Source organism: Streptomyces sp. WAC04114, from assembly GCF_019733245.1.
GTDB classification, from domain to species: domain Bacteria; phylum Actinomycetota; class Actinomycetes; order Streptomycetales; family Streptomycetaceae; genus Streptomyces; species Streptomyces massasporeus_A.
In genome coordinates this window covers 1-21,817 of record NZ_JAIGQA010000077.1, presented here as the reverse complement: position 1 = coordinate 21,817, position 21,817 = coordinate 1, and the positions used below count along the sequence as shown (strand labels likewise).

Genomic DNA, 21,817 nt, shown 5'->3' with positions numbered 1-21,817 from the left:
CCGTGCCTCACTGGATCCGGCGCTCCGGTTCCTCTTCCTCCTCGTCCGGCAGCTTCACGTCGCTCACCGCGATGTTGACCTCGACGACCTCGAGACCGGTCATCCGCTCGACGGCGTTGATGACGTTCTCCCGTACGCCCCGGGCCACATCGGCGATCGACACGCCGTACTCCACGACGATCTCCAGGTCGAGGGCGGCCTGCACCTCGCCGACCTCGGCCTTCACCCCGCGCGTCACCGACTTCGTGCCGCCGGGCACCCGGTCGCGCACGGCGCCGAAGGTGCGGGACAGGCCGCTGCCCATGGCGTGCACGCCGTCGACGTCGCGGGCGGCGAGCCCGGCGATCTTCTCCACGACGCCGTCCGCGATGGTCGTCCGGCCCCGGGAGCCCGGGTCTCCTCCCCCGCGCTTGGTCAGCGGACTCCTGCGCGCCGCCGCCGTCTCGGACTCCCCGCCCCGGTTCTCGGTCATGTCAGTCATCGCCGTACGTCCTTTTCGGTCGTCGTCCTTGGACCACCGTAAGCACGGTTGCGTGGGAGCGCGCCTCTGATGCGGCAGGCTGGAGGAATGACGGCCGACCGATGGACGCAGGCAGTGAGACATCAGCTGGGAATCGGCAGGCTTCTGCCGCTGGGTGACGCGCGGGACGGCGCGTGGATCGCGGAGCGGGCAGCCGAGGCGGTGCTGCGGAGTGCGGCGTGGGACGCGCCGGGCGTGCGCCTCGACGCGCTCCGTGTCGCGGTCGCCGGCGCGGAGGACACCGAGGAGCCGGCCGTACCGGCACCGCCGAGTGCTCTGCCGCCCGGACCGCTGCGGGTGACGGCGGAGTTCGCCGCCACGGCCTCGCAGCCCCTGCCGACGACGGCGTCCCTGCTGCGGGCGACGCTGGCGACGGCGGCGACCCAGCGGCTCGGCCTGACGGTGACGGAGGTGGACCTGAAGGTGACGGGGCTGCTGGACGAGGAGGGGCCCGAGCCGGCCGGGGCCGCCGCGGTCCTTCCCGAACTCCCGGCTCTCGCGCGGGCCGAGGGCGGTGACCAGGCCCGGGTGGCCGCCGTCGCGCTCGAGGTCCCGGGCGTCCTCAGGCTGACCGGCACGCTGGGCCACCCCGTGCACATCGAGGAAGTGTCCCGCGAGGGCGCCGCGCTGCCGCACCGCCATGTCCGGCTGGAGCTGGCGGTGGGCGCGGACCGGCGGGCCCGGGACGTGGCCCGCGAGGTCCGGACGGCGGTGCGCAGGGTGCTGCCGGATCACCCGACGGTGGCGGTCGTGGTGAGCGCGATCGGCTGATCGCGCTGCCGGCCGGACCGGCGGTTCTCAGTCCCCGACGCCGGCGAGGTCGCGCAGGCGGCGGGCCTGGGACTGGCGCTCGGCCGTGCGCTGCTCCTCGTACGTGCGGTCCTGGGCTCCGCGCAGCAGCGCCTTGGTCTCGATGACCGCGTCGCGGGGCGCGGCGAGCACGGCCGACGCGAGGTCGCGCACGGCGTCGTCGAGCTGCCCGACGGGCACGGCGAGGTTCGCGAGACCGGTGTTCACGGCCTCCTCGGCCGCGACGAAGCGCCCGGTCACGCAGATCTCCAGCGCGCGGGCGTATCCGACGAGCCCCACCAGCGGATGCGTACCCGTCAGGTCGGGCACGAGTCCGAGGCTGGTCTCGCGCATGGCGAACTGCACGTCGTCGGCGACGACGCGCAGGTCACAGGCGAGGGCGAGCTGGAAGCCCGCCCCGATGGCATGCCCCTGGACGGCGGCGACGGAGACGATGTCGCTGCGCCGCCACCAGGTGAACGCCTCCTGGTATTCGGCGATGGTCGCGTCCAGCTCGGCGTCGGCGCCGCGCGCGAGATCGACGAAGGACGGTTCGCCGTCGAAGCCCTCGGGCGTGAACGCCTGCCGGTCGAGCCCGGCCGAGAAGGACTTGCCCTCGGCCCGCAGCACCACGACACGGACGGTGCCCGGCAGCTGCCGCCCGGCCTCGGTCAGCGCCCGCCACAGAGCGGGGCTCTGCGCGTTGCGCTTGGTCGGGTTGGTCAGCGTCACCGTGGCGATCGCGTCGTCGACGGTGAGCCGTACGCCGTCCTTGTCGAGTACGGGAACGAGGTCCTGGTCGGACGAAGCCATGGGACGCCTCCGATGTGTGCGGTCGTCTTGCGTGCCCGCGACGGCTTCACCGCCGCGGCAGGCCACGCTTAAGTGACTGCACAGTAACCACCCGGCCGATCAGTCGACCGACCGGGTGGCCACCATCGAAGCCGAGGGGCCACCCGGGGTCAGGCCGTGGCCTTTTTGCCCCGGGTCGCCCCGCCACGCCCTCGCAGCGTGACGCCCGACTCACTGAGCATGCGGTGCACAAAGCCATACGAGCGGCCGGTCTCCTCGGCCAACGCCCGGATGCTCGCACCGGCGTCGTACTTCTTCTTCAGGTCTGCCGCGAGCTTGTCGCGCGCGGCGCCGGTCACCCGGCTGCCCTTCTTCAGAGTCTCGGCCACCCGTGCCTCCTCATGGGAAGTGCGCTCTGGTCTCCTCATGATCACCCCTCCGGGCCTTCATGGCCACCCATTCGGCAAGGTCCGTGAGACAAGGTTGTGACGACGGGAGCGCGTCCCCACATGCGGAACGTCGAATTCCGAAGAGCGGTGCCCGTGCGGCCGAACGGATGGTGGAGGAAAAGGCCAGGTCAGAAAGGCGACGCGGCCGAGCCCGGAAGAATCGGGGGCTCGGCCGCGAAATCGATGTAGGACACACCTCGATACGAGGAGATCTCACACAGATGATGGATCACCGCTGGGCCGAATGATCCATACGCCGTTGATCACGCTTTCGATCAAGTGAACGCGACGCGCGATCAAGTGAACGCGACGTGCGATCAGGCGAGGGCGACAAGATCCGCGTAGTCGGCACCCCACAGGTCCTCGACGCCGTCGGGCAGCAGGATGATCCGCTCCGGCTGGAGCGCCTCGACCGCGCCCTCGTCGTGCGTGACGAGGACGACCGCGCCCTTGTAGGTGCGCAGCGCGCCGAGGATCTCCTCGCGGCTGGCGGGGTCGAGGTTGTTGGTCGGCTCGTCGAGGAGCAGCACGTTCGCCGAGGACACCACGAGGGTGGCCAGCGCGAGACGGGTCTTCTCGCCGCCGGAGAGGACACCGGCCGGCTTGTCGACGTCGTCGCCGGAGAACAGGAACGAGCCGAGCGTCTTACGGACGTCCACCAGGTCCAGGTCGGGGGCGGCCGAGCGCATGTTCTCCAGGACCGTGCGGTCCGGGTCGAGGGTCTCGTGCTCCTGCGCGTAGTAGCCGAGCTTGAGGCCGTGGCCCTCGATGACCTGGCCGGTGTCGGGCTTCTCGGCCCCGCCGAGCAGGCGCAGCAGGGTCGTCTTGCCCGCGCCGTTGAGGCCGAGGATGACGACTCGGGAGCCCTTGTCGATGGCCAGGTCGACGTCGGTGAAGATCTCCAGCGAGCCGTAGGACTTCGACAGTCCCTCGGCCATGAGCGGGGTCTTGCCGCACGGGGAGGGCTCGGGGAAGCGCAGCTTGGCGACCTTGTCGGACTTCCGCTCGGCCTCCAGGCCGGCCAGCAGCTTGTCCGCCCGGCGGGCCATGTTCTGCGCGGCGACGGTCTTGGTGGCCTTGGCCCGCATCTTGTCGGCCTGCGAGTGCAGCGCGGAGGCCTTCTTCTCGGCGTTCTGGCGCTCGCGCTTGCGGCGCTTCTCGTCGGCCTCGCGCTGCTGCTGGTAGAGCTTCCAGCCCATGTTGTAGATGTCGATCTGGGCGCGGTTGGCGTCCAGGTAGAACACCTTGTTGACGACCGTCTCGACCAGGTCGACGTCGTGGGAGATCACGATGAAGCCGCCGCGGTAGGTCTTGAGGTAGTCGCGCAGCCAGACGATCGAGTCGGCGTCGAGGTGGTTGGTGGGCTCGTCGAGCAGCAGGGTGTCGGCGTCGGAGAACAGGATCCGGGCCAGCTCGATACGGCGGCGCTGACCGCCGGAGAGGGTGTGCAGCGGCTGGCCGAGCACCCGGTCGGGCAGGTTGAGCGCCGCGGCGATGGTGGCGGCCTCGGCCTCGGCGGCGTACCCGCCCTTGGTGAGGAACTCCGTCTCCTGGCGCTCGTACTGCTTGAGCGCCTTGTCGCGGGTGGCGCCCTTGCCGTTGGCGATGCGCTGTTCGTTGTCGCGCATCTTGCGGATCAGCACGTCCAGGCCGCGCGCGGACAGGATGCGGTCGCGGGCGAGGATGTCCAGGTCGCCGGTGCGGGGGTCCTGCGGGAGGTAGCCGACCTCGCCGGAGCGGGTGATGCTGCCGCCGGCGGGCATGCCCTCGCCCGCCAGGCACTTGGTGAGGGTGGTCTTTCCCGCGCCGTTGCGGCCGACGAGGCCGATGCGGTCGCCTTTGGCGATGCGGAACGAGGCGTTTTCGATGAGGACGCGGGCACCGGCGCGCAGCTCGATACCGGAGGCGGAGATCACGGACAGACTCCAGGGCGGATACGGGGGCGGGATGGACGAATCAGAGGGTGCCGCGCGTAGCGCGCCGTCAGAAGGGTGGTGGCGGGCGACGGGCGGGCGTTCCCGCCGTCTAATGCGCGAGGAGAATGGCCATGGGGGACAGTCTAACGGGGGCGTGCAACCACTTTTTCTGTGTGCGGGTGTTCGATCACCGGCGGCCGGGAGGAGGGCCGTTGTCGGTGGCCGGTGGAACACTGAGTCGGGACATCCCCGCGAGACACGAGGAAGTGATCGCCATGGCAGGCATGTCCGGCGGGCGTCCGAGCATCTATCCGACGCTGCTGTACGCGGACGCGAAAGCCGCGATCCGGCAGCTCACGGAGGCCTTCGGCTTCACGGAGCTTTCGGTCTACGAGGGCGAGGACGGCTCGGTGATGCACGCCGAGCTGGCGCAGGGCAACGGCGCGGTGATGGTCGGCACCAAGGGCCGGGGCGGCCTGTTCGACACGGCCATGAAGGGCGCGGGCACCACGGGGGTGTACGTGGTGGTGGACGACGTGGACGGCCACCACCGCCACGCCGTCGACCACGGCGTGGAGGTGCTGATGCCCCCGACGGACCAGGACTACGGCTCGCGGGACTACATGGCTCGGGACCTCGAGGGCAATGTGTGGAGCTTCGGGACGTACGCGCCCGAGATTGCGGCGGGCTGACGTCCCGCGGGGCGGGCCGCGGCCCTTAGCTGCCGCCGGTGTGCACCTGGAAGGCGGCCCGGCGCACCGCCTTGGCCAGGGCCGGGTCGGGGTGTGCGGCGGCGAGGGCGACCAGGACCTGCACGGTGCGCGGGTGCCCCACGGCGCGTACCTCCTCCAGCAGCATCGGGACGGTCGGCTGCACCGCGGACTCCAGGTGGCGCACCAGCAGCGGCGCCTCACCGTGGTCGGCGACGGCGGCCGCGGTGTCCACCCACAGCCATGTCGCCTCCTCGCGGGTGAGGACCTCGTGGGCGTCCTCGGGATCGGCGCCGTCGTGCTCGGCCAGCCACAGCAGCCCGTAGGGCCGGAGCGTGGGCTCCTCCAGTACGGCGCGGACGTCCGGCTCGGCAGGCGCGCCGACCACGCGCAGCGCCTCGAAGGCGAGGCCGCGCAGCAGGGCGTCCTCACCGCGCGCGGCGCCGAGGAGCTCGGTGACGGCGCTGCCGACGGGGCGGGCGGCGAGCCAGGCGCGGTACTCGGCGCGGGCCGCGTTGGGGCGCAGCTGGGCGCAGCCGCGGAGCATGTCCTCGGCGGCCTGCTCGATGTTCCCGGCGGGGCTCTGCGCGGCGACGCAGATCTGCTCCAGCTTGACCCAGACGGCCCAGCTGCCGAGGGGGGTGAGGGTGGCCTGGCCGTCGCCGTAGGTGAGGGCGCCGACGGAGGCGAGGGCGCGCAGGGCCCAGTCGAGCAGCGGGGCGAGCGGGGCGTCGGTGTGCTCCGGTTCGTCCGACGGCTCGGGCTGGGGGCCGTAGGGGATCTCGCAGCGGGCGGTGCGCAGCTCGGTGACGCGCTGCTCCAGCAGGTCGAGGAGCTGCTCCACGGGGACGGGCCCGGCGGACAGCTGGAGGAAGGAGAGCACCTGCGGCATGGCGGAGACGACCTCGGCGACGGCGGCGGGCTCGTGGTCCGCGGGCTCCGGGTGGGCGAGCGACCAGGCGTCGAAGAGGGCGACCCAGCCGCGCAGCACGGCGCTGTCGTCGCGGTTCCAGGCGCGCAGCCGCCAGCCGGGGCGGGCGCTGTCGCCGTGCACCTCGATGAGACCGGCGAGGCGGGCGGTGTCCCAGTCGGCTCTGACCTGAGCCGAAGTCAGATTCAGGTCGCGGGCGGCCCGTTCGGCGGTCGCCTCGGAGAGGGTGGCCTTGCCGTCATCGGTGCCGCTGTCCCGGCCGGGGCCGAGGGCGGCGTCGGCCCAACGGGCGACGCGGGCCGCGTCGGCCAGACCTGAGCGTGCCATTCTGGCCAGCTCCGCCGGTGCCGGGGTGCCCTCCGGAGGGCGCGGTGCGGGGCGGCGCGAGCGCCGCTGGTTCATCGCTTGGGGGGCGGCGGCCAGGGGTCGCGGGCGGACGAGTCGAAGCCTGGAGTCGCGCGGGATACGGGACGTCACGGGGGCAGTCTTCCGGTTGACGGTCCGAAAACCCAAACGGAATGTCACGGCGGGCGACGGTGAGGGCCAACGCACCTGTGCGCAGGAGTGGTCGAGGGCCGGGAACAGGCCAGTGGTACGACGCTAAACGGAATCGCCGCGACCGCTCGGTGCCGAGCGGGAACGGGAGGTGGTTGCGGCAGGGCGAAGGGGGCGTGAACGGGGGGTGTGTGAGAGACCGCCAGGACACCGGCGGCAGGGCCGCGTCGGCGGGCGCGTGTGAGCGAGGTCACATGAGGGGCGTCATGAAGCGGCGCAGCGCCTCCTCGTAGGCCTCCGGGTCGGCGTTCCACATGGCCCCGTGGGGCGCGTGGGCGACGGTGCGCAGGGCGACCATGTCCGGGCGGGCGTCGGCGAGCCGGCGCGAGAGCTGCCAGGGGGCGACGATGTCGTCCGGTCCATGGAAGACGAGCGCCGGGACGCGCAGGCCGTCGGCCGGGTCCGGGCCCGTGGCGCGGTCGCCGGTCAGGCCGGTGCGGCCCTGGGCGGCGCGGACCGCCAGGGGCAGCAGCGCGCCCGGGGTGCGGCGGGCCGAGGCGAGGGCGCGCAGGGTGGCCTCCCAGCTGAGCACCGGAGAGTCCAGGACGAGCCCGGAGACGCGGTCGCGCAGTCCCGAGTGGGCGGCGGCGCGCAGGGCCATGGTGGCGCCGGTGGACCAGCCGTGCAGGACGACCTGGCGGGCTCCGTAGCGCACGGCGTAGCGGATGGCGGCGTCGAGGTCGCGCCACTCGGTCTCACCGAGGTGGTTCAGGCCGTCGGGCGGGCGGGGTGCGCCCAGGTCACCGCGGTAGGCGAGGGCGAGCACCGGGAAGCGGCTGCGGTGCAGGAACCCCATGACGTTCATGGCGAGTTCCCGGGTGGTGCCCAGGCCGTGCACGGCGATCACCCAGGTGTCCCGCTTGCCCGGTACGAACCACGCGGGCAGGGCGCCGAGCTCGCCGGGGACGTCGACGTCGGCGTGTTCGAGGCCGAGGGCTGCGCTCGGGTTGCCGACGTATACGTTCGGGGTGAGCCAGACCTTGTCGCCGGCCGTCAGTGTGCCGTGCGTCACGCTCTCCAGGCGGCGCACCACGGTGTCGGCGGAGTGCGTGACACCGGTCAGGACGGGGCCGACGACCGCGTGGGAGCCGTTGCCGGAGAGGCCGTAGCGGCCGGGGCGCAGGGCGGCGAGGTCCCGGGTGAGGCTGATCTGCCCGGCGGCGGTGCCGTGCACCGTGAGCCGGGGTTCGGTGGGCAGGGGCCTGCCGGGGGGCGCCTTGAGCGCGGCGTCGCTGGCGAGCCGGCCGGCGGCCACCGCGGCGGCACCGGCCCCGATCACGGCGGTGACGGCAGCGGCCGTCGCTTTGACAGTGCGCACGGCTCCAGTGTCCTGGCGGATGCCGTCAGCGACCAGTGGGAGGCAGCGGCGGGGTGACGTCCGCGGCGGCCGTGGGGGCGGCTCAGCCCCGCTGGCCGTAGCCGCGCAGGCGTTCCTCCACCTGCGTCAGCTGTTCCCGGGACAGCAGGCTCGGGGCCAGGCCGGGCACCGAGGAGGCGGTGAGCCACAGGCGGCACATCCACTCCAGCTGGGCGGTGCGGTCGTAGGCCTGGTCGAGGGTGGCGCCGTGGGCGATGGTGCCGTGGTTGCGGAGGAGGCAGCCGGAGCGGTCGGCGAGGGCGCGGAGCATGTTCTCGGCCAACTCGTCGGTGCCGTAGGTGGCATAGGGGGCGACCCGGACGGGGCCGCCGAGCGCGGCGGCCATGTAGTGGATCAGCGGGAGCTCGTCGACGAGCGTCGAGACGGCCGTCGCGTTGACGGCGTGGGTGTGGACGACGGCCAGGGCGCCGGTGGTGCGGTAGACCGCGAGGTGCATGGGGAGCTCGCTGGTCGGGACGAGCGCGCCGAGGACCTGCCGGCCGTCGAGGTCCACGCCGGTCACGTCGTCCGGCGTCAGCCGGTCGTAGGGGACGCCCGACGGTGTGACGAGGACGGTGTCGCCGACGCGTACCGAGACGTTGCCGGACGTGCCGACGACGAGTCCGTCCGAGACGGTCCGGCGGGCCGTCGTGACGAGGTCCTCCCAGGCGCGCGCCTCCTCGGGGCGCGCACTCCCGCGCCGCGACTCCCCCACGCCCCGTTCGCTCTCCCGCGTGTCTCCCGTGCCCCGCTCGTCGCCTCGCTGCTCAGCCATGCCGCGATCCTGCCAGGGTCGGGCTCAAAGCGCCGCAGCGCGGGGGCACTTCAGGACCTGTCACCGAAACGATCCCGACGGCCGGGCCGGCTGGACGGAACGTGTTCAAGCGGTCACTCGATCGACTGAATCGGTTCGGCCGCGGCGGCTGGGCGCGCGGGCGTGGAGGCCGCTGTTCCGGGGCGGAACGAGGACCCCCCGTTGCGGTCACCCCTGCGCCCCTCCCAGTTCATCTTCCGTTCACTCAGGTTGCCTACGTTCGTCGCGCCAATGACCTCGAACGATTGCCTGGGTAAATGGAAAGCTTCTCGCTGATCCTCGCGATTGTGGTGGTAACCGCTCTCGCGTTCGATTTCACGAACGGTTTCCACGACACCGCGAACGCGATGGCCACGACCATTTCCACGGGCGCCATGAAGCCCAAGGTTGCGGTGGCCATGTCCGCGGTCCTCAACCTGGTCGGCGCCTTCCTGTCCGTCGAAGTCGCCAACACGATCTCAAAGGGCCTCGTCGACGAGGCCGGCATCCGCCCCGAGGTCATCTTCGCCGCCCTGGTCGGCGCGATCCTCTGGAACCTGCTGACCTGGCTGGTCGGTCTGCCGTCCAGCTCCTCCCACGCCCTCATGGGCGGTCTGATCGGTGCCACGATCGCCTCGGCGGGCGTCGGCGCGGTGCACGGCGACGTGCTGGTCACCAAGGTGCTCATCCCGGCGATCGCCGCCCCGCTGGTCGCGGGCATCGCGGCCCTGCTCGCCACGCGGCTGACGTACTCCCTCGGCCGCAAGGCCGACGGCAACGCGTCCAAGAAGGGCTACCGGGCCGGCCAGATCGCCTCCGCGGGCCTGGTCTCCCTGGCACACGGCACCAACGACGCGCAGAAGACGATGGGTGTCATCACCCTCGCCCTGGTGGCCGGCGGCGCGGTCGCGCCCGACTCCGACCCGCCCATGTGGGTCATCCTCTCGGCGGGTCTCGCCATCGCGCTCGGCACGTACCTGGGTGGCTGGCGCATCATCCGCACCATGGGCAAGGGCCTGACCGACCTCCAGCCGCAGCAGGGCTTCGCCGCCCAGACCTCCGCGGCCACGGTCATCCTGGCCTCCTCCCACCTCGGCTTCTCCCTCTCCACGACGCACTCCGTGTCCGGCTCGGTGATGGGCGCCGGCCTCGGCCGCAAGGGCGGCGTGGTCCGCTGGTCCACCGCGACGCGGATGTTCGTCGCGTGGGGCCTGACGCTCCCGGCCGCGGCCCTGGTGGGCGCGCTCGCCGAGTACGTCACCGGCTTCGGCAGCTGGGGCACCGCCGTGGTGGCGGTCTTCCTGGTCGCCTCCAGCGCGTGGATCTGGAAGCTCTCGCGGCGTGAGGTGGTCGACCACACCAACGTCAACGACACCGACGCCGCGGAGCCCGCGGGCGTGGTCACCACGGCGATCGCCGCCGTGACTCCGCCCCCGGCGGGAGGCACGGCCCCGGCGTCGGAGGACCCGGTCCCCGCGTTCCCGTCGCAGGCCACCGCCGAGCGCACGCCGACCACGACCACCACGGTCTGACCCCGCCACCGGTTACAAGGAAGAGTCTGTTGATATGAAGATCGACTGGGCGGCCCTCGGCTCCGTCTTCGGTGTCAGCCTCGTGGTCACCGTGGCCCTCGTCGGCCTGTTCAGCCTCGGCATCACCGGCCTGTCGCGCCGCGAGCGGGCGGTGGCGGAGGGCGGAACCGCGGGACTCGCGGTCACCGGCGCGTACGCCTGTTTCGCTGCGTGTGCGGCGGCCGTGGGGTACGGGATCTACCTGATCGTGGCCTGAGGGCCTGACGTCACGTCGTGTCCACCGGGCGGTACGGAACTCCGGTTCCGTACCGCCCGGTCGTCGTGTGTACGACAGGGGGCGGTGTGGGGTTCTCCACACTCTCCCCTCGCAGGTCAACGGCAAGTTGACGGCGGTTCCCGGCCGTGGTGGACTGCCGGGGCCAATACGGCGGCAGGAGAGGAAGCCGGTGAAAGTCCGGCGCGGTCCCGCCACTGTCACCGGGGTAGCAATCCCCGGGAGCCAGGAACTCTCACCGCCGGTCTCGTCGAACCAGGGCGTGGACACCCTGAGTGAGGACACACATCGCCATGCGCGGCTGCCGATCGAGGTTCACCACCCCACCCCTGCCCGCCCTCCTGGCCGGCTGAGCCCATGGGTGCCGGTCGCGTCTTCGCGTACGGCGCCGCCGCCGGCCTGATCGGTGACCTGCTGCTCGGTGATCCTCGCCGGGGGCATCCGGTCGCCGCGTTCGGGCGGGCCGCGAGTGCCGTGGAACGGGTGTTGTGGCGGGACCACCGCGGGTGGGGCGCGCTGCACAGCACCGTGTGTGCCGGAGGGGCCGTCGCCCTCGGGTCCGTCGCCGCGCGCGCCGTGCGCACCTCCCCCGCCGCCTCCGTCGCACTGACCGCTGCCGCCACCTGGGCCGTCGTCGGGGGGACTTCACTCGCCCGGGAAGCGCGGACCATCGGGCATGCCCTGGAGGCCGGGGACGTCGAGGCGGCCCGGGCCCGGCTGCCGCATCTGTGCGGCCGGGATCCGCAGGCCCTCGACGCCGACGGCATGGCCCGGGCCGTGGTCGAGTCGGTCGCCGAGAACACCTCCGACGCCGTGGTGGGGGCGCTGGTGTGGGGGGCCGTCGGCGGTGTGCCGGGGCTGCTCGGGTTCCGGGCCGTCAACACCCTGGACGCCATGGTCGGGCACAAGTCGGCCCGGTACCGCCGGTACGGGTGGGCCTCCGCCCGCCTGGACGACCTCGCGGGTTGGCCGGGAGCGCGGCTGACCGCCGTACTCGCCGTGCTGGCCGGGCCGGATCCGCGGGGGGCCGTGCGGGCCTGGCGGGCCGACGCGGCGCGGCATCCGAGTCCCAACGCCGGGCCCGTGGAGGCCTCGTTCGCGGGGGCGCTCGGGGTGCGGCTGGGCGGGACGCTCTCGTACGGCGGGCGGGTGGAGCACCGGCCCGTGCTGAACACGCCGGGGCGGGCCGTCGGCCGCCACGACGTCGAGCGGGCCGTGCGGCTGTCGAAGCGTGTCACCTGGCTCGCGCTCGGGGTGTGCGCCGGTGCGCGGTCGCTGATGAGCGCGCGGTCATCGAAAAGGGGGAACTGACATGAGCGGTGGGCTTCTCGTCGCCGGTACCACCTCCGACGCCGGAAAGAGCGTCGTGACCGCCGGGATCTGCCGGTGGCTGGTGCGCCAGGGCGTCAAAGTCGCGCCCTTCAAGGCGCAGAACATGTCCCTGAACTCCTTCGTGACGACGGAGGGGGCCGAGATCGGGCGGGCGCAGGCCATGCAGGCGCAGGCCTGCCGCATCGAGCCGACCGCGCTGATGAATCCGGTGCTGCTCAAGCCCGGTGGCGAGCAGAGCAGTCAGGTCGTGCTGCTGGGCAAGCCGGTCGGGGAGCTGAGCGCGCGCGGCTATCACGGCGGACGGCAGCAGCAGTTGCTCGGGACGGTGCTGGACTGCCTGGAGCAGTTGCGGGGCACGTATGACGCGGTGATCTGTGAGGGGGCCGGTTCTCCCGCCGAGATCAATCTGCGGCGGACGGACATCGTGAACATGGGGATCGCCCGGAACGCCGGGCTGCCCGTGCTCGTCGTCGGCGACATCGACCGGGGCGGGGTGTTCGCCTCGTTCTTCGGGACGGTGGCGCTGCTGTCGCCCGAGGACCAGCGTTGCGTCGCCGGGTTCCTCGTCAACAAGTTCCGCGGGGACGTCTCCCTGCTGGAGCCGGGTCTGGAGATGCTGCACGGGCTCACGGGTCGGCGGACCTACGGTGTGCTGCCGTTCCGGCACGGGCTCGGGATCGACGAGGAGGACGGGCTGCGGGTCTCCCTGCGGGGAGCGTTGCGGGAGTCCGTCGTCGCGCCGCCGGTCGGCGAGGACGTGCTGCGCGTCGCCGTCTGCGCCGTGCCGCTCATGTCCAACTTCACCGACGTGGACGCGCTGGCCGCCGAACCCGGCGTCGTGGTGCGGTTCGTGGACCGGCCGGAGGAACTGTCCGACGCCGACCTCGTCATCGTGCCCGGCACTCGCGGGACGGTCCGGGCACTGGAGTGGCTGCGCGAGCGCGGGCTCGCCGACGCCCTGGTCCGCAGGGCCGCCGAGCAGCGGCCCGTCCTCGGCATCTGCGGCGGCTTCCAGATCCTCGGCGAGCACATCGAGGACGACGTCGAGAGCCGCCGGGGCCACGTCGACGGGCTCGGGATCCTGCCCGTGCGGGTGCGGTTCGCCCGCGAGAAGACCCTCACGCGACCGGCGGGCGAGGCCCTCGGGGAGCACGTCGAGGGTTACGAGATCCACCACGGCGTCGCCGACGTCACGGGAGGGACTCCCTTCCTGGACGGCTGCCGGGTCGGCCAGACCTGGGGCACGCACTGGCACGGCTCGCTGGAGTCGGACGGCTTCCGGCGGGCCTTTCTGCGCGAGGTGGCGGCCGCCGCGGGCCGCCGCTTCGTGCCCGCGCCGGACACCTCGTTCGCCGCGCTGCGCGAGGAGCAGCTCGACCGGCTCGGCGATCTGATCGAACAGCACGCGGACACGGACGCGCTGTGGCGGCTCATCGAGTCCGGCGCGCCGCAAGGACTGCCCTTCATTCCACCGGGAGCGCCCGCATGAGCACTGTGTTGTTGTTGTCGACCGCCGACACGGACCTGCTGGCGGCCCGGGCCGCCTCCGGTGCCGACTACCGGATCGGCAACCCGACCCGCGTGGACGTCCGGGAGGAGCTTCCGGCCCTGCTGGACGGAGCGTCCATCGCCGTCGTCCGGCTGCTCGGCGGCAAGCGGGCCTGGGAGGACGGGCTCGCCGCGCTGAAGGCCTCCGGCATCCCGACCGTGCTGCTCGGCGGTGAGGCCGTACCGGACGCGGAGCTGATGGCCGAGTCGTCCGTGCCGGCCGGTGTCGTCGCCGAGGCGCTGCGGTACCTCGTGGAGGGCGGGCCGGACAACCTCACCGAACTCGCCCGGTTCCTCTCCGACACCGTGCTGCTGACCGGCGAGGGGTTCGACGAGCCGCGGAAGATGCCCGAGTACGGCGTCCACGGCGAGCGTGAACTCGTGCCGGGCCGTCCGACCGTCGGCGTGCTCTTCTACCGGGCGCACGAACTGAGCGGCAACACCGCCTTCGTGGACACCCTGTGCGACGCGATCGAGGCGCGGGGCGCCAACGCGCTGCCCGTGTACTGCGGTTCGCTGCGCGGGGCGGACGCGGGCCTGTACGAGATCCTCGGGCAGGCGGACACCCTGGTCGCCACCGTCCTCGCCGCGGGCGGCACCCACGCCTCGCAGGCCTCGGCGGGCGGTGACGAGGAGGCCTGGGACATCGGCGCCCTCGCCGAGCTGGACATCCCCGTGCTGCAGGGCCTGTGCCTGACGTCCTCGCGGCAGGCCTGGGCCGACTCGGACGCCGCCCTGTCCCCCATGGACGCCGCGATGCAGGTGGCCATCCCGGAGTTCGACGGGCGGCTGATCACCGTGCCGTTCTCCTTCAAGGAGCAGGGCCCGGACGACGTGCCCGTCTACGTCGCCGACCCGGAGCGCGCGGGGCGCGTCGCCGGCATCGCCGTACGGCACGCGCGGCTGCGGCACAAGGAGAACGCCGAGAAGAAGCTGGCGCTGGTCTTCACCGCCTACCCGACCAAGCACTCGCGGGTCGGCAACGCGGTCGGGCTGGACACGCCGGCCTCGGCGGTGCGGGTGCTGGACGCGCTGCGGGACGCCGGGTACGTCGTCGAGGGGCATCCGGACCAGGGCGACGAGCTGATCCACCGGCTCATCAACGCCGGTGGGCACGACGTGGAGTGGCTGACGGAGGAGCAGCTGGCCGCCGCGCCCGCGCGGGTGCCGCTGGCCGACTACCGGGCGTGGTTCGAGAAGCTCGACCCGGAGCTGAAGGACGCCATGACCGAGGCGTGGGGCGAGCCGCCGGGGAGTCTCTACGTCGACGGCGACGACATCGTGCTGGCATCCCTGCAGTTCGGGAACGTCGTCGTGATGATCCAGCCGCCCCGCGGCTTCGGCGAGAACCCGATCGCGATCTACCACGACCCGGACATGCCGCCGTCCCACCACTACATGGCGGCCTACCGGTGGCTGGAGAACAGCTTCGGCGCGGACGCCATCGTGCACATGGGCAAGCACGGCACCATGGAGTGGCTGCCCGGCAAGGGACTCGGGCTCAGCGGGGGCTGCGCCCCGGACGCGGTCCTCGGGGACCTGCCGCTGATCTATCCGTTCATCGTCAACGACCCGGGCGAGGGCACCCAGGCCAAGCGGCGCGGGCACGCCACGGTCGTCGACCACCTCGTGCCGCCGATGGCCCGTGCCGACACCTACGGCGACCTGGCCAAGCTGGAGCAGCTCCTCGACGAGTACGCGCTCGTCTCCGACCTGGACCCGGCGAAGGCGCCGACCGTGCGCGCCCAGATCTGGACGCTGGTCAAGGCCGCCGAGCTCCACCACGACCTGCACGTCGACGAGCAGCCGGACGACGCGGAGTTCGACGAGTTCGTCATGCACATCGACGGCTATCTGTGCGAGATCAAGGACGTGCAGATCCGCGACGGACTGCACATCCTGGGCGGCGGGCCGGTCGGCGAGCCGCGCGTGAACCTCGTGCTGGCCGTGCTGCGCGCCTCTCAGGTGTGGGGCGGGCAGGCCAACGCGCTGCCGGGCCTGCGGGCGTCGCTGGCGCAGCACTTCGGGCTGGTGGAGAAGGAGCTGCTGGCCGAGCCGGGCGCTCCGGTGAAGGTGCCCGTCGAGCTGACGGACCTGGTGGACGGCCCCTCGCGCAGCGCCGCCGACGCGATCGACCTGCTGGAGCAGCTGTGCCGGCGGATCGCGGAGGGCATGGAGGAGCGCGGCTGGGCGGTCGCGGACAGCGCACCGCTGGTCCGGGAGGTCCTGGGCACCGAACTCCCCGACGCGGTCGCCGTGCTGGAGTTCGCCTGCACCGAGGTCGTGCCCCGGCTGGAGAAGACCACCGACGAGATCGGGCACATCCTGCGGGCCCTGAGGGGCGGTTACGTCCCGGCCGGTCCGTCCGGTTCGCCGACCCGCGGGCTGGTCAACGTCCTGCCGACGGGCCGCAACTTCTACTCCGTCGACCCCAAGGCCATTCCGTCCCGGCTGAGCTGGGAGGTCGGGCAGTCGCTGGCGGACTCGCTGGTGCAGCGGTATCTGCAGGACACCGGCGAGTACCCGACGTCCGTCGGCCTGACGGTGTGGGGCACCTCGGCGATGCGCACCCAGGGCGACGACATCGCCGAGATCCTGGCGCTGCTGGGCTGCCGGCCGGTGTGGGACGACGCCTCGCGGCGCGTGACCGGCTTCGAGGTGGTGCCCCTGGCGGAGCTCGGCCGGCCGCGCATCGATGTGACGGTCCGTATCTCGGGCTTCTTCCGGGACGCGTTCCCGCACGTCGTGGGCCTGATCGACGACGCCGTGCGCACGGTGGCCGAGCTGGACGAGCCGGCGGAGTCCAACCACGTCCGGGCCCACGCCGACCAGGACACTGCCGAGCACGGCGACCGCCGCCGGGCCACGGCCCGCATCTTCGGCTCCAAGCCGGGGGCGTACGGGGCGGGTCTGCTGCCGCTGATCGACGCCCGCAACTGGCGCTCCGACGCGGACCTCGCCGAGGTGTACGCGGTGTGGGGCGGCTACGCCTACGGGCGCGGGCTGGACGGGCGGGCCGCGCGCGGCGACATGGAGACGGCGTTCAAGCGGATCGCCGTCGCCGCGAAGAACGTCGACACCCGTGAGCACGACCTGGTCGACGCCGACGACTACTTCCAGTACCACGGCGGCATGGTCGCCATGGTGCGGCACCTGACGGGCGCGAGCCCCGAGGCGTACGTCGGCGACTCGGCCACCCCGGACCAGGTGAAGACGCGCACGCTCGGCGAGGAGACGCACCGTGTCTTCCGCGCCCGGGTGGTCAACCCGCGCTGGATGGCGGCCATGCGGCGGCACGGCTACAAGGGCGCCTTCGAGATGGCGGCGACCGTGGACTACCTCTTCGGGTACGACGCCACGGCCGGGGTCGTGGACGACTGGATGTACGAGAAGCTCAGCGCTGAGTACGTCTTCGACCCGGAGAACCGGGACTTCATGAAGAAGTCCAACCCCTGGGCGCTGCGCGGCATCACCGAGCGGCTGCTGGAGGCCGCCGACCGCGGACTGTGGGCCGAGCCGGACGCGGAGACGCTGGAGCGGCTGCGCGCGACCTATCTGGAACTCGAAGGCGACTTGGAGGGCGACGAGAAGTGACCACCCCCTTTCCGTTCACGGCCGTCGTCGGCCAGGACGACCTGCGGCTCGCGCTGCTGCTGAACGCGGTGTCACCCGCGGTCGGCGGTGTGCTGGTGCGCGGCGAGAAGGGCACGGCCAAGTCGACGGCGGTGCGGGCGCTGTCGGCGCTCATGCCGACGCTGGACGTCGTCTCCGGCTGCCGCTTCTCCTGCGACCCCGGCTCCCCCGATCCCGGCTGCCCGGACGGGCCGCACGAGCCGGGGGCGTTCGAGACCCGGGCCGCGCGCATGGTCGAACTGCCCGTCGGCGCCTCCGAGGACCGGCTGGTCGGCGCGCTGGACATCGAGCGGGCGCTCTCGGAGGGCGTGAAGGCCTTCGAGCCGGGCCTGCTGGCCGACGCGCACCGCGGGATCCTCTACGTCGACGAGGTCAACCTCCTCCACGACCACCTGGTCGACCTGCTGCTGGACGCCGCCGCGATGGGCGCCTCGTACGTCGAGCGCGAGGGCGTCTCGGTGCGGCACGCCGCCCGCTTCCTGCTCGTGGGCACCATGAACCCCGAAGAGGGCGAGCTGCGGCCGCAGTTGCTCGACCGGTTCGGGCTGACCGTGGAGGTCGCGGCCTCGCGGGAGCCCGACCAGCGGGTGGAGGTGGTCCGGCGGCGGCTGGCCTACGACGACGACCCGGCCGCCTTCGCCGCGCGCTGGGCCGAGGAGGAGGCCGCCGTACGGGCGCGGATCGTCGCCGCGCGGGAGCTGCTGCCGTCCGTGCGGCTGGGCGACGGGGCGCTGCGGCAGATCGCGGCGACCTGTGCGGCCTTCGAGGTGGACGGCATGCGCGCCGACATCGTGATGGCGCGCACCGCCACGGCGCTGGCCGCCTGGGCCGGGCGCACGGACGTGCTCGCCGAGGACGTCCGGCAGGCGGCGCTGCTCGCGCTGCCGCACCGGCGGCGGCGCAACCCCTTCGACGCGCCGGGGCTCGACGAGGACAAGCTCGACGAGACCCTGGAGGAGTTCGGCGGCTCGGACGACGACGACCCGGATCCGGACCCCGGGCCTGACGGGCCCGGAGGGGGCGGCGGACAGCCCGAACCCGACGACGCGCCCCAGGGCGACGGCGACACCGCGGCCCGGCCCGAGGCCGGCGAGGGCGGGCAGCCGCAGCCGTCGGGCGCCGGCGAGCAGTCGGCCGTACGGGCGTCGGAGCCGTTTCGCACCAAGGTGCTGAGCGTGCCCGGCATCGGCGAGGGCGCCGCCGGGCGGCGCTCTCGGGCGCGGACCGAGCACGGGCGGACGACCGGGGCCCGGCGGCCCCGGGGCGCGCTCACCAAGCTGCACCTGGCGGCGACCGTGCAGGCGGCGGCCCCGCACCAGCGGGCGCGCGGACGGTCCGGGCCGGGTCTGGTGGTGCGGCGGGACGATCTGCGGCAGGCCACCCGCGAGGGGCGCGAGGGCAATCTCGTGCTGTTCGTCGTGGACGCCTCCGGGTCGATGGCGGCCCGGCAGCGGATGAGCGCCGTGAAGGGCGCCGTGCTGTCGCTGCTGCTGGACGCCTACCAGCGGCGCGACAAGGTGGGTCTGGTGACCTTCCGCGGCACGGCCGCGGACGTGGCGCTGCCGCCGACCTCGTCGGTGGACGCGGCGGCGGCCCGGCTGGAGACGCTGCCGACGGGCGGGCGCACGCCGCTCGCCGCGGGGCTGCTGCGCGCCCACGACGTGCTGCGCGTGGAGCGGCTGCGCGACCCGGCCCGGCGGCCGCTGGTCGTGCTCGTGACGGACGGGCGCGCCACCGGCGGCCCGGAGCCGGTCGCCCTGGCCGGGCGTGCGGCGCGGCTGTTCGCGGCCGACGGTCTCGCCTCGGTCGTCGTGGACTGCGAGTCGGGGCCGGTGCGGCTGGGGCTCGCCGGGCAGCTCGCGGGCGAACTGGGCGGTACGGCCGTGACATTGGACGAGCTGCGGGCGGACAGCATCGCCGGGCTGGTGAAGGACGTGCAGAGGAGGGCCGCGTAATGCCGCAGGGACAGCCGAGTGTGGTGCCGGACGACGGACTGACGACCCGGCAGCGGCGGAACCGGCCGCTGGTCGTCGTCCACACGGGCATCGGCAAGGGCAAGTCCACCGCCGCCTTCGGGCTCGCGCTGCGGGCCTGGAACCAGGGGTGGCCCATCGGGGTGTTCCAGTTCGTCAAGTCGGCGAAGTGGAAGGTCGGCGAGGAGAACGCGCTGCGGGTGCTCGGCGCCTCCGGCGAGGGCGGGTCCGTCGACTGGCACAAGATGGGCGAGGGCTGGTCCTGGGTGCAGCGCGACATCCAGGGTGACAACGCGACCAACGAGGAGAAGGCCCGGGAGGGCTGGGAGCAGGTCAAGCGGGACCTGGCGGCCGAGACGTACCAGCTGTACGTGCTCGACGAGTTCGCCTACCCGATGCACTGGGGCTGGGTGGACACGGACGAGGTGATCTCCGTGCTGCGGGACCGGCCCGGCACCCAGCATGTCGTCATCACCGGGCGGAACGCGCCAGGGAAGCTCGTGGACTTCGCCGACCTCGTGACCGACATGTCCAAGGTCAAGCATCCGATGGACGCGGGCCAGAAGGGCCAGAGGGGCATCGAGTGGTGAGTGCTTCCGTCCCTCGGCTGGTCATCGCCGCGCCCTCCTCGGGGAGCGGCAAGACCACCGTCGCCACGGGGTTGATGGCCGCGTTCGCCGCGCGGGGGCTCGCCGTGTCCCCGCACAAGGTCGGGCCGGACTACATCGACCCCGGGTACCACGCGCTCGCGACCGGGCGGGTGGGACGGAACCTAGACGCGTACCTGTGCGGGCCCGAGCTGGTCGGGCCGCTGTTCCTGCACGGGGCGCGGGGGTGTGACATCGCCGTCGTCGAGGGCGTGATGGGGCTGTACGACGGGGCCGCGGGCGAGGGTGAGCTGGCCTCGACGGCGCATGTCGCGAAGCTGCTCGGGGCGCCGGTGGTGCTGGTCGTGGACGCGTCGTCGCAGTCGCGGTCGGTGGCGGCGCTGGTGCACGGGTTCGCCTCCTGGGATCCGGAGGTGCGGGTCGGGGGCGTGATCCTGAACAAGGTCGCCTCGGACCGGCACGAGGAGCTGTTGCGGGAGGCGCTGGAGCAGGCCGGGGTGCCGGTGCTGGGGGTGTTGCGGCGCGCTCCGCAGGTGGACACGCCGTCGCGGCATCTGGGGCTGGTGCCGGTCGCCGAACGGCGGGCTGCGGCGGTGGAGGCGGTGGCGGCGATGGCCGCGCAGGTCTTGGACGGTTGTGACCTGGGGGCGTTGGAAGCACTGGCACGTGCAGCCGGTTCCGTACCAGGGGGCTCCGCCCCCTGGTCCCCCGTCTCCCCCTCCCACCACCCGACACGGTCGGACAAGCAGCCGGGACCCGTTGTCGCCGTTGCCGGTGGGTCCGCCTTCACCTTCTCCTACGCCGAACACACCGAACTGCTCACCGCCGCCGGGGCCGAGGTCGTCGTCTTCGATCCGTTGCGGGACGAGGAACTGCCCGAGAGGACCGCCGGGTTGGTGATCGGGGGCGGGTTCCCCGAGGTGTACGCCGCGGAGCTGTCCGCCAACGAACCCCTGCGCAAGGCCGTTGCCGAGCTGGCCGGAAGCGGCGCTCCCGTCGCCGCCGAGTGTGCCGGGCTGCTGTATCTGTGCCGGGAGCTGGACGGGCTGCCGATGTGCGGGGTGCTGGACGCCTCGGCGCGGATGACCGAGCGGCTGACGCTGGGCTACCGGGACGCCGTGGCCGTGAGCGACAGTGTGCTCGCGGCGGCCGGGACACGGATACGGGGCCACGAGTTCCACCGGACCGCCGTGGAGCCCGGCTGGGGGGCGGAGCCCGCCTGGGGGGTCCGCGGTCCCCGGCCGCGGGTCGAAGGTTTCGTGGAGCGCGGTGTGCACGCGAGCTATCTGCACACGCACTGGGCGTCCGAGCCCGGTGTCGCCCGTCGGTTCGTGGAGAGGTGCCGGACGTCATGAGCAGCAAGCTGGTCGGAGTCGGGGTGGGCCCCGGGGATCCGGAGCTGGTCACCGTCAAGGGCGTGGGCGCCCTGCGGCAGGCCGAGGTCGTGGTGGTCCCCGTGATGGACAGCGGGGAGCGCGGCCGGGCCGAGGCGACCGTGTTGCACTACGTGCCCGAGGAGAAGGTCGTGCGGGTCGTGTTCGCGCTGAACGAGCGCAGCGACCGGGCCCGGCGCGAGGCCGCCTGGGACGCGGCCGGGGAGCGGGTCGCCGAACTGCTGCGGCGGCACGCCTCGGTGGCCTTCGCGACCATCGGCGACCCCAATGTGTACTCGACGTTCACCTACCTCGCGCAGACCATCGCCGAGCTCGTGCCGGGGACCGTCGTGGAGACCGTGCCCGGGATCACCGCCATGCAGGACCTCGCCGCCCGGTCGGGGGCCGTGCTGACCGAGGGCACCGAGCCGCTCACGCTCGTGCCCGTCACCGCCGGGGCGGCCGTGCTGAAGGACGCCCTGGCCGGGCCCGGGACCGTGGTCGCCTACAAGTTCGGGCGGCAGGCGCACGAGGTCGCCGAGGCGTTGCGGGAGACCGGGCGGCTCGCCGACGCCGTATGGGGCTCGGCGCTGGGGCTCCCGGAGGAGTCCGTGCGCCCGGCCGCCGACCTCGACGAAACGCCCCTGCCCTATCTGTCGACGCTCATCGCGCCCGCCCGGCGCGAGGGCGGACGCGGCGGCAAGCTCTGACGCGCCCCGCCCACCGACGCCC

The 21,817-nt window shown here is 73.1% G+C and carries 18 protein-coding genes and 1 riboswitch; of the genes, 11 read left to right on the top strand and 7 right to left on the bottom strand.

The window, feature by feature from the left end; translation table 11 throughout:
- Window positions 1–7: 7 nt before the first annotated feature.
- Entirely contained in the window at window positions 8–481 is a 474-nt protein-coding gene (locus tag K4G64_RS20650; RefSeq protein ID WP_221757502.1) for an Asp23/Gls24 family envelope stress response protein, read from the bottom strand.
- A gap of 87 nt (window positions 482–568) precedes the next feature.
- Between K4G64_RS20650 and K4G64_RS20645 the strand changes: the two genes are divergently transcribed.
- A complete protein-coding gene (locus tag K4G64_RS20645; protein ID WP_221757501.1) occupies window positions 569–1,291 on the top strand; it encodes a nucleopolyhedrovirus P10 family protein in 723 nt (240 codons plus the stop codon).
- A 27-nt stretch (window positions 1,292–1,318) separates the two neighbouring features.
- Here K4G64_RS20645 and K4G64_RS20640 read toward each other — a convergent pair whose 3' ends face one another.
- The 3 genes from K4G64_RS20640 to K4G64_RS20630 all read right to left on the bottom strand — a co-directional run bounded on the left by K4G64_RS20640 (window position 1,319) and on the right by K4G64_RS20630 (window position 4,466).
- Window positions 1,319–2,122 (bottom strand): enoyl-CoA hydratase/isomerase family protein, encoded by an 804-nt coding sequence (locus K4G64_RS20640; protein WP_221757500.1) that lies wholly within the window; start codon window positions 2,120–2,122, stop codon window positions 1,319–1,321.
- A gap of 149 nt (window positions 2,123–2,271) precedes the next feature.
- The gene (locus K4G64_RS20635) at window positions 2,272–2,490 is read right to left on the bottom strand and encodes a helix-turn-helix domain-containing protein (protein ID WP_010037790.1); all 219 of its coding nucleotides are present in this window, start codon (window positions 2,488–2,490) and stop codon (window positions 2,272–2,274) included.
- 377 nt (window positions 2,491–2,867) lie between these two features.
- Complete coding sequence (locus tag K4G64_RS20630; protein WP_221757499.1) at window positions 2,868–4,466, bottom strand: ABC-F family ATP-binding cassette domain-containing protein; 1,599 nt, start codon at window positions 4,464–4,466, stop codon at window positions 2,868–2,870.
- Between the two features lie 275 nt (window positions 4,467–4,741).
- Here K4G64_RS20630 and K4G64_RS20625 point away from each other — a divergent pair, with 275 nt between their 5' ends.
- Window positions 4,742–5,158: a VOC family protein gene (locus K4G64_RS20625; protein ID WP_221757498.1), complete on the top strand. Its 417-nt coding sequence runs from the start codon at window positions 4,742–4,744 to the stop codon at window positions 5,156–5,158.
- Between the two features lie 25 nt (window positions 5,159–5,183).
- Here the strand turns inward: K4G64_RS20625 and K4G64_RS20620 are convergent, their stop codons facing one another.
- The 3 genes from K4G64_RS20620 to K4G64_RS20610 all read right to left on the bottom strand — a co-directional run bounded on the left by K4G64_RS20620 (window position 5,184) and on the right by K4G64_RS20610 (window position 8,794).
- Window positions 5,184–6,434 carry a hypothetical protein gene (locus K4G64_RS20620; protein WP_221757497.1) on the bottom strand — a complete coding sequence of 417 codons (1,251 nt, stop codon included), beginning with the start codon at window positions 6,432–6,434 and terminating at the stop codon, window positions 5,184–5,186.
- A gap of 418 nt (window positions 6,435–6,852) precedes the next feature.
- Entirely contained in the window at window positions 6,853–7,980 is a 1,128-nt protein-coding gene (locus K4G64_RS20615; RefSeq protein WP_221757496.1) for a S9 family peptidase, read from the bottom strand.
- A gap of 82 nt (window positions 7,981–8,062) precedes the next feature.
- Window positions 8,063–8,794 carry a class II aldolase/adducin family protein gene (locus K4G64_RS20610; RefSeq protein ID WP_221757495.1) on the bottom strand — a complete coding sequence of 244 codons (732 nt, stop codon included), beginning with the start codon at window positions 8,792–8,794 and terminating at the stop codon, window positions 8,063–8,065.
- Between the two features lie 296 nt (window positions 8,795–9,090).
- Here K4G64_RS20610 and K4G64_RS20605 point away from each other — a divergent pair, with 296 nt between their 5' ends.
- The 9 genes from K4G64_RS20605 to cobI all read left to right on the top strand — a co-directional run bounded on the left by K4G64_RS20605 (window position 9,091) and on the right by cobI (window position 21,795).
- Window positions 9,091–10,344: an inorganic phosphate transporter gene (locus tag K4G64_RS20605; protein WP_221757494.1), complete on the top strand. Its 1,254-nt coding sequence runs from the start codon at window positions 9,091–9,093 to the stop codon at window positions 10,342–10,344.
- A 34-nt stretch (window positions 10,345–10,378) separates the two neighbouring features.
- Complete coding sequence (locus K4G64_RS20600) at window positions 10,379–10,600, top strand: hypothetical protein (protein WP_221757493.1); 222 nt, start codon at window positions 10,379–10,381, stop codon at window positions 10,598–10,600.
- A 117-nt stretch (window positions 10,601–10,717) separates the two neighbouring features.
- A riboswitch (cobalamin riboswitch) is annotated at window positions 10,718–10,876 on the top strand.
- 99 nt (window positions 10,877–10,975) lie between these two features.
- A complete protein-coding gene (locus K4G64_RS20595) occupies window positions 10,976–11,929 on the top strand; it encodes a cobalamin biosynthesis protein (RefSeq protein ID WP_221757492.1) in 954 nt (317 codons plus the stop codon).
- Between the two features lies 1 nt (window position 11,930).
- Window positions 11,931–13,439, top strand: a complete 1,509-nt coding sequence (locus K4G64_RS20590; RefSeq protein WP_221757491.1) for a cobyric acid synthase — start codon at window positions 11,931–11,933, stop codon at window positions 13,437–13,439.
- A complete protein-coding gene (gene cobN / locus K4G64_RS20585; protein WP_221757490.1) occupies window positions 13,436–17,092 on the top strand; it encodes a cobaltochelatase subunit CobN in 3,657 nt (1,218 codons plus the stop codon). The genes K4G64_RS20590 and cobN overlap by 4 nt, the downstream gene beginning before the upstream one ends.
- On the top strand, window positions 17,089–19,086 hold the full coding sequence (locus K4G64_RS20580; protein ID WP_221757489.1) for a putative cobaltochelatase: 1,998 nt from the start codon (window positions 17,089–17,091) through the stop codon (window positions 19,084–19,086). The genes cobN and K4G64_RS20580 overlap by 4 nt, the downstream gene beginning before the upstream one ends.
- The gene (cobO, locus tag K4G64_RS20575; RefSeq protein ID WP_221757488.1) at window positions 19,086–19,694 is read left to right on the top strand and encodes a cob(I)yrinic acid a,c-diamide adenosyltransferase; all 609 of its coding nucleotides are present in this window, start codon (window positions 19,086–19,088) and stop codon (window positions 19,692–19,694) included. The genes K4G64_RS20580 and cobO overlap by 1 nt, the downstream gene beginning before the upstream one ends.
- Complete coding sequence (locus tag K4G64_RS20570; protein ID WP_221757487.1) at window positions 19,691–21,067, top strand: cobyrinate a,c-diamide synthase; 1,377 nt, start codon at window positions 19,691–19,693, stop codon at window positions 21,065–21,067. Before cobO ends, K4G64_RS20570 begins: the two co-directional genes overlap by 4 nt.
- Window positions 21,064–21,795: a precorrin-2 C(20)-methyltransferase gene (cobI, locus tag K4G64_RS20565; protein WP_221757486.1), complete on the top strand. Its 732-nt coding sequence runs from the start codon at window positions 21,064–21,066 to the stop codon at window positions 21,793–21,795. The genes K4G64_RS20570 and cobI overlap by 4 nt, the downstream gene beginning before the upstream one ends.
- The last annotated feature ends 22 nt before the right edge of the window (window positions 21,796–21,817 follow it).

Excerpts from the sequence above, each read along its gene's own strand:
- K4G64_RS20650 (WP_221757502.1), bottom strand. The coding sequence starts at position 481 with ATGACTGACATGACCGAGAACCGGGGCGGGGAGTCCGAGACGGCGGCG.
- K4G64_RS20645 (WP_221757501.1), top strand. The coding sequence starts at position 569 with ATGACGGCCGACCGATGGACGCAGGCAGTGAGACATCAGCTGGGAATC.
- K4G64_RS20640 (WP_221757500.1), bottom strand. The coding sequence starts at position 2,122 with ATGGCTTCGTCCGACCAGGACCTCGTTCCCGTACTCGACAAGGACGGC.
- K4G64_RS20625 (WP_221757498.1), top strand. The coding sequence starts at position 4,742 with ATGGCAGGCATGTCCGGCGGGCGTCCGAGCATCTATCCGACGCTGCTG.
- K4G64_RS20620 (WP_221757497.1), bottom strand. The coding sequence starts at position 6,434 with ATGGCACGCTCAGGTCTGGCCGACGCGGCCCGCGTCGCCCGTTGGGCC.
- K4G64_RS20610 (WP_221757495.1), bottom strand. The coding sequence starts at position 8,794 with ATGGCTGAGCAGCGAGGCGACGAGCGGGGCACGGGAGACACGCGGGAG.
- K4G64_RS20605 (WP_221757494.1), top strand. The coding sequence starts at position 9,091 with ATGGAAAGCTTCTCGCTGATCCTCGCGATTGTGGTGGTAACCGCTCTC.
- K4G64_RS20600 (WP_221757493.1), top strand. The coding sequence starts at position 10,379 with ATGAAGATCGACTGGGCGGCCCTCGGCTCCGTCTTCGGTGTCAGCCTC.
- K4G64_RS20595 (WP_221757492.1), top strand. The coding sequence starts at position 10,976 with ATGGGTGCCGGTCGCGTCTTCGCGTACGGCGCCGCCGCCGGCCTGATC.
- K4G64_RS20590 (WP_221757491.1), top strand. The coding sequence starts at position 11,931 with ATGAGCGGTGGGCTTCTCGTCGCCGGTACCACCTCCGACGCCGGAAAG.
- cobN (WP_221757490.1), top strand. The coding sequence starts at position 13,436 with ATGAGCACTGTGTTGTTGTTGTCGACCGCCGACACGGACCTGCTGGCG.
- cobO (WP_221757488.1), top strand. The coding sequence starts at position 19,086 with ATGCCGCAGGGACAGCCGAGTGTGGTGCCGGACGACGGACTGACGACC.
- cobI (WP_221757486.1), top strand. The coding sequence starts at position 21,064 with ATGAGCAGCAAGCTGGTCGGAGTCGGGGTGGGCCCCGGGGATCCGGAG.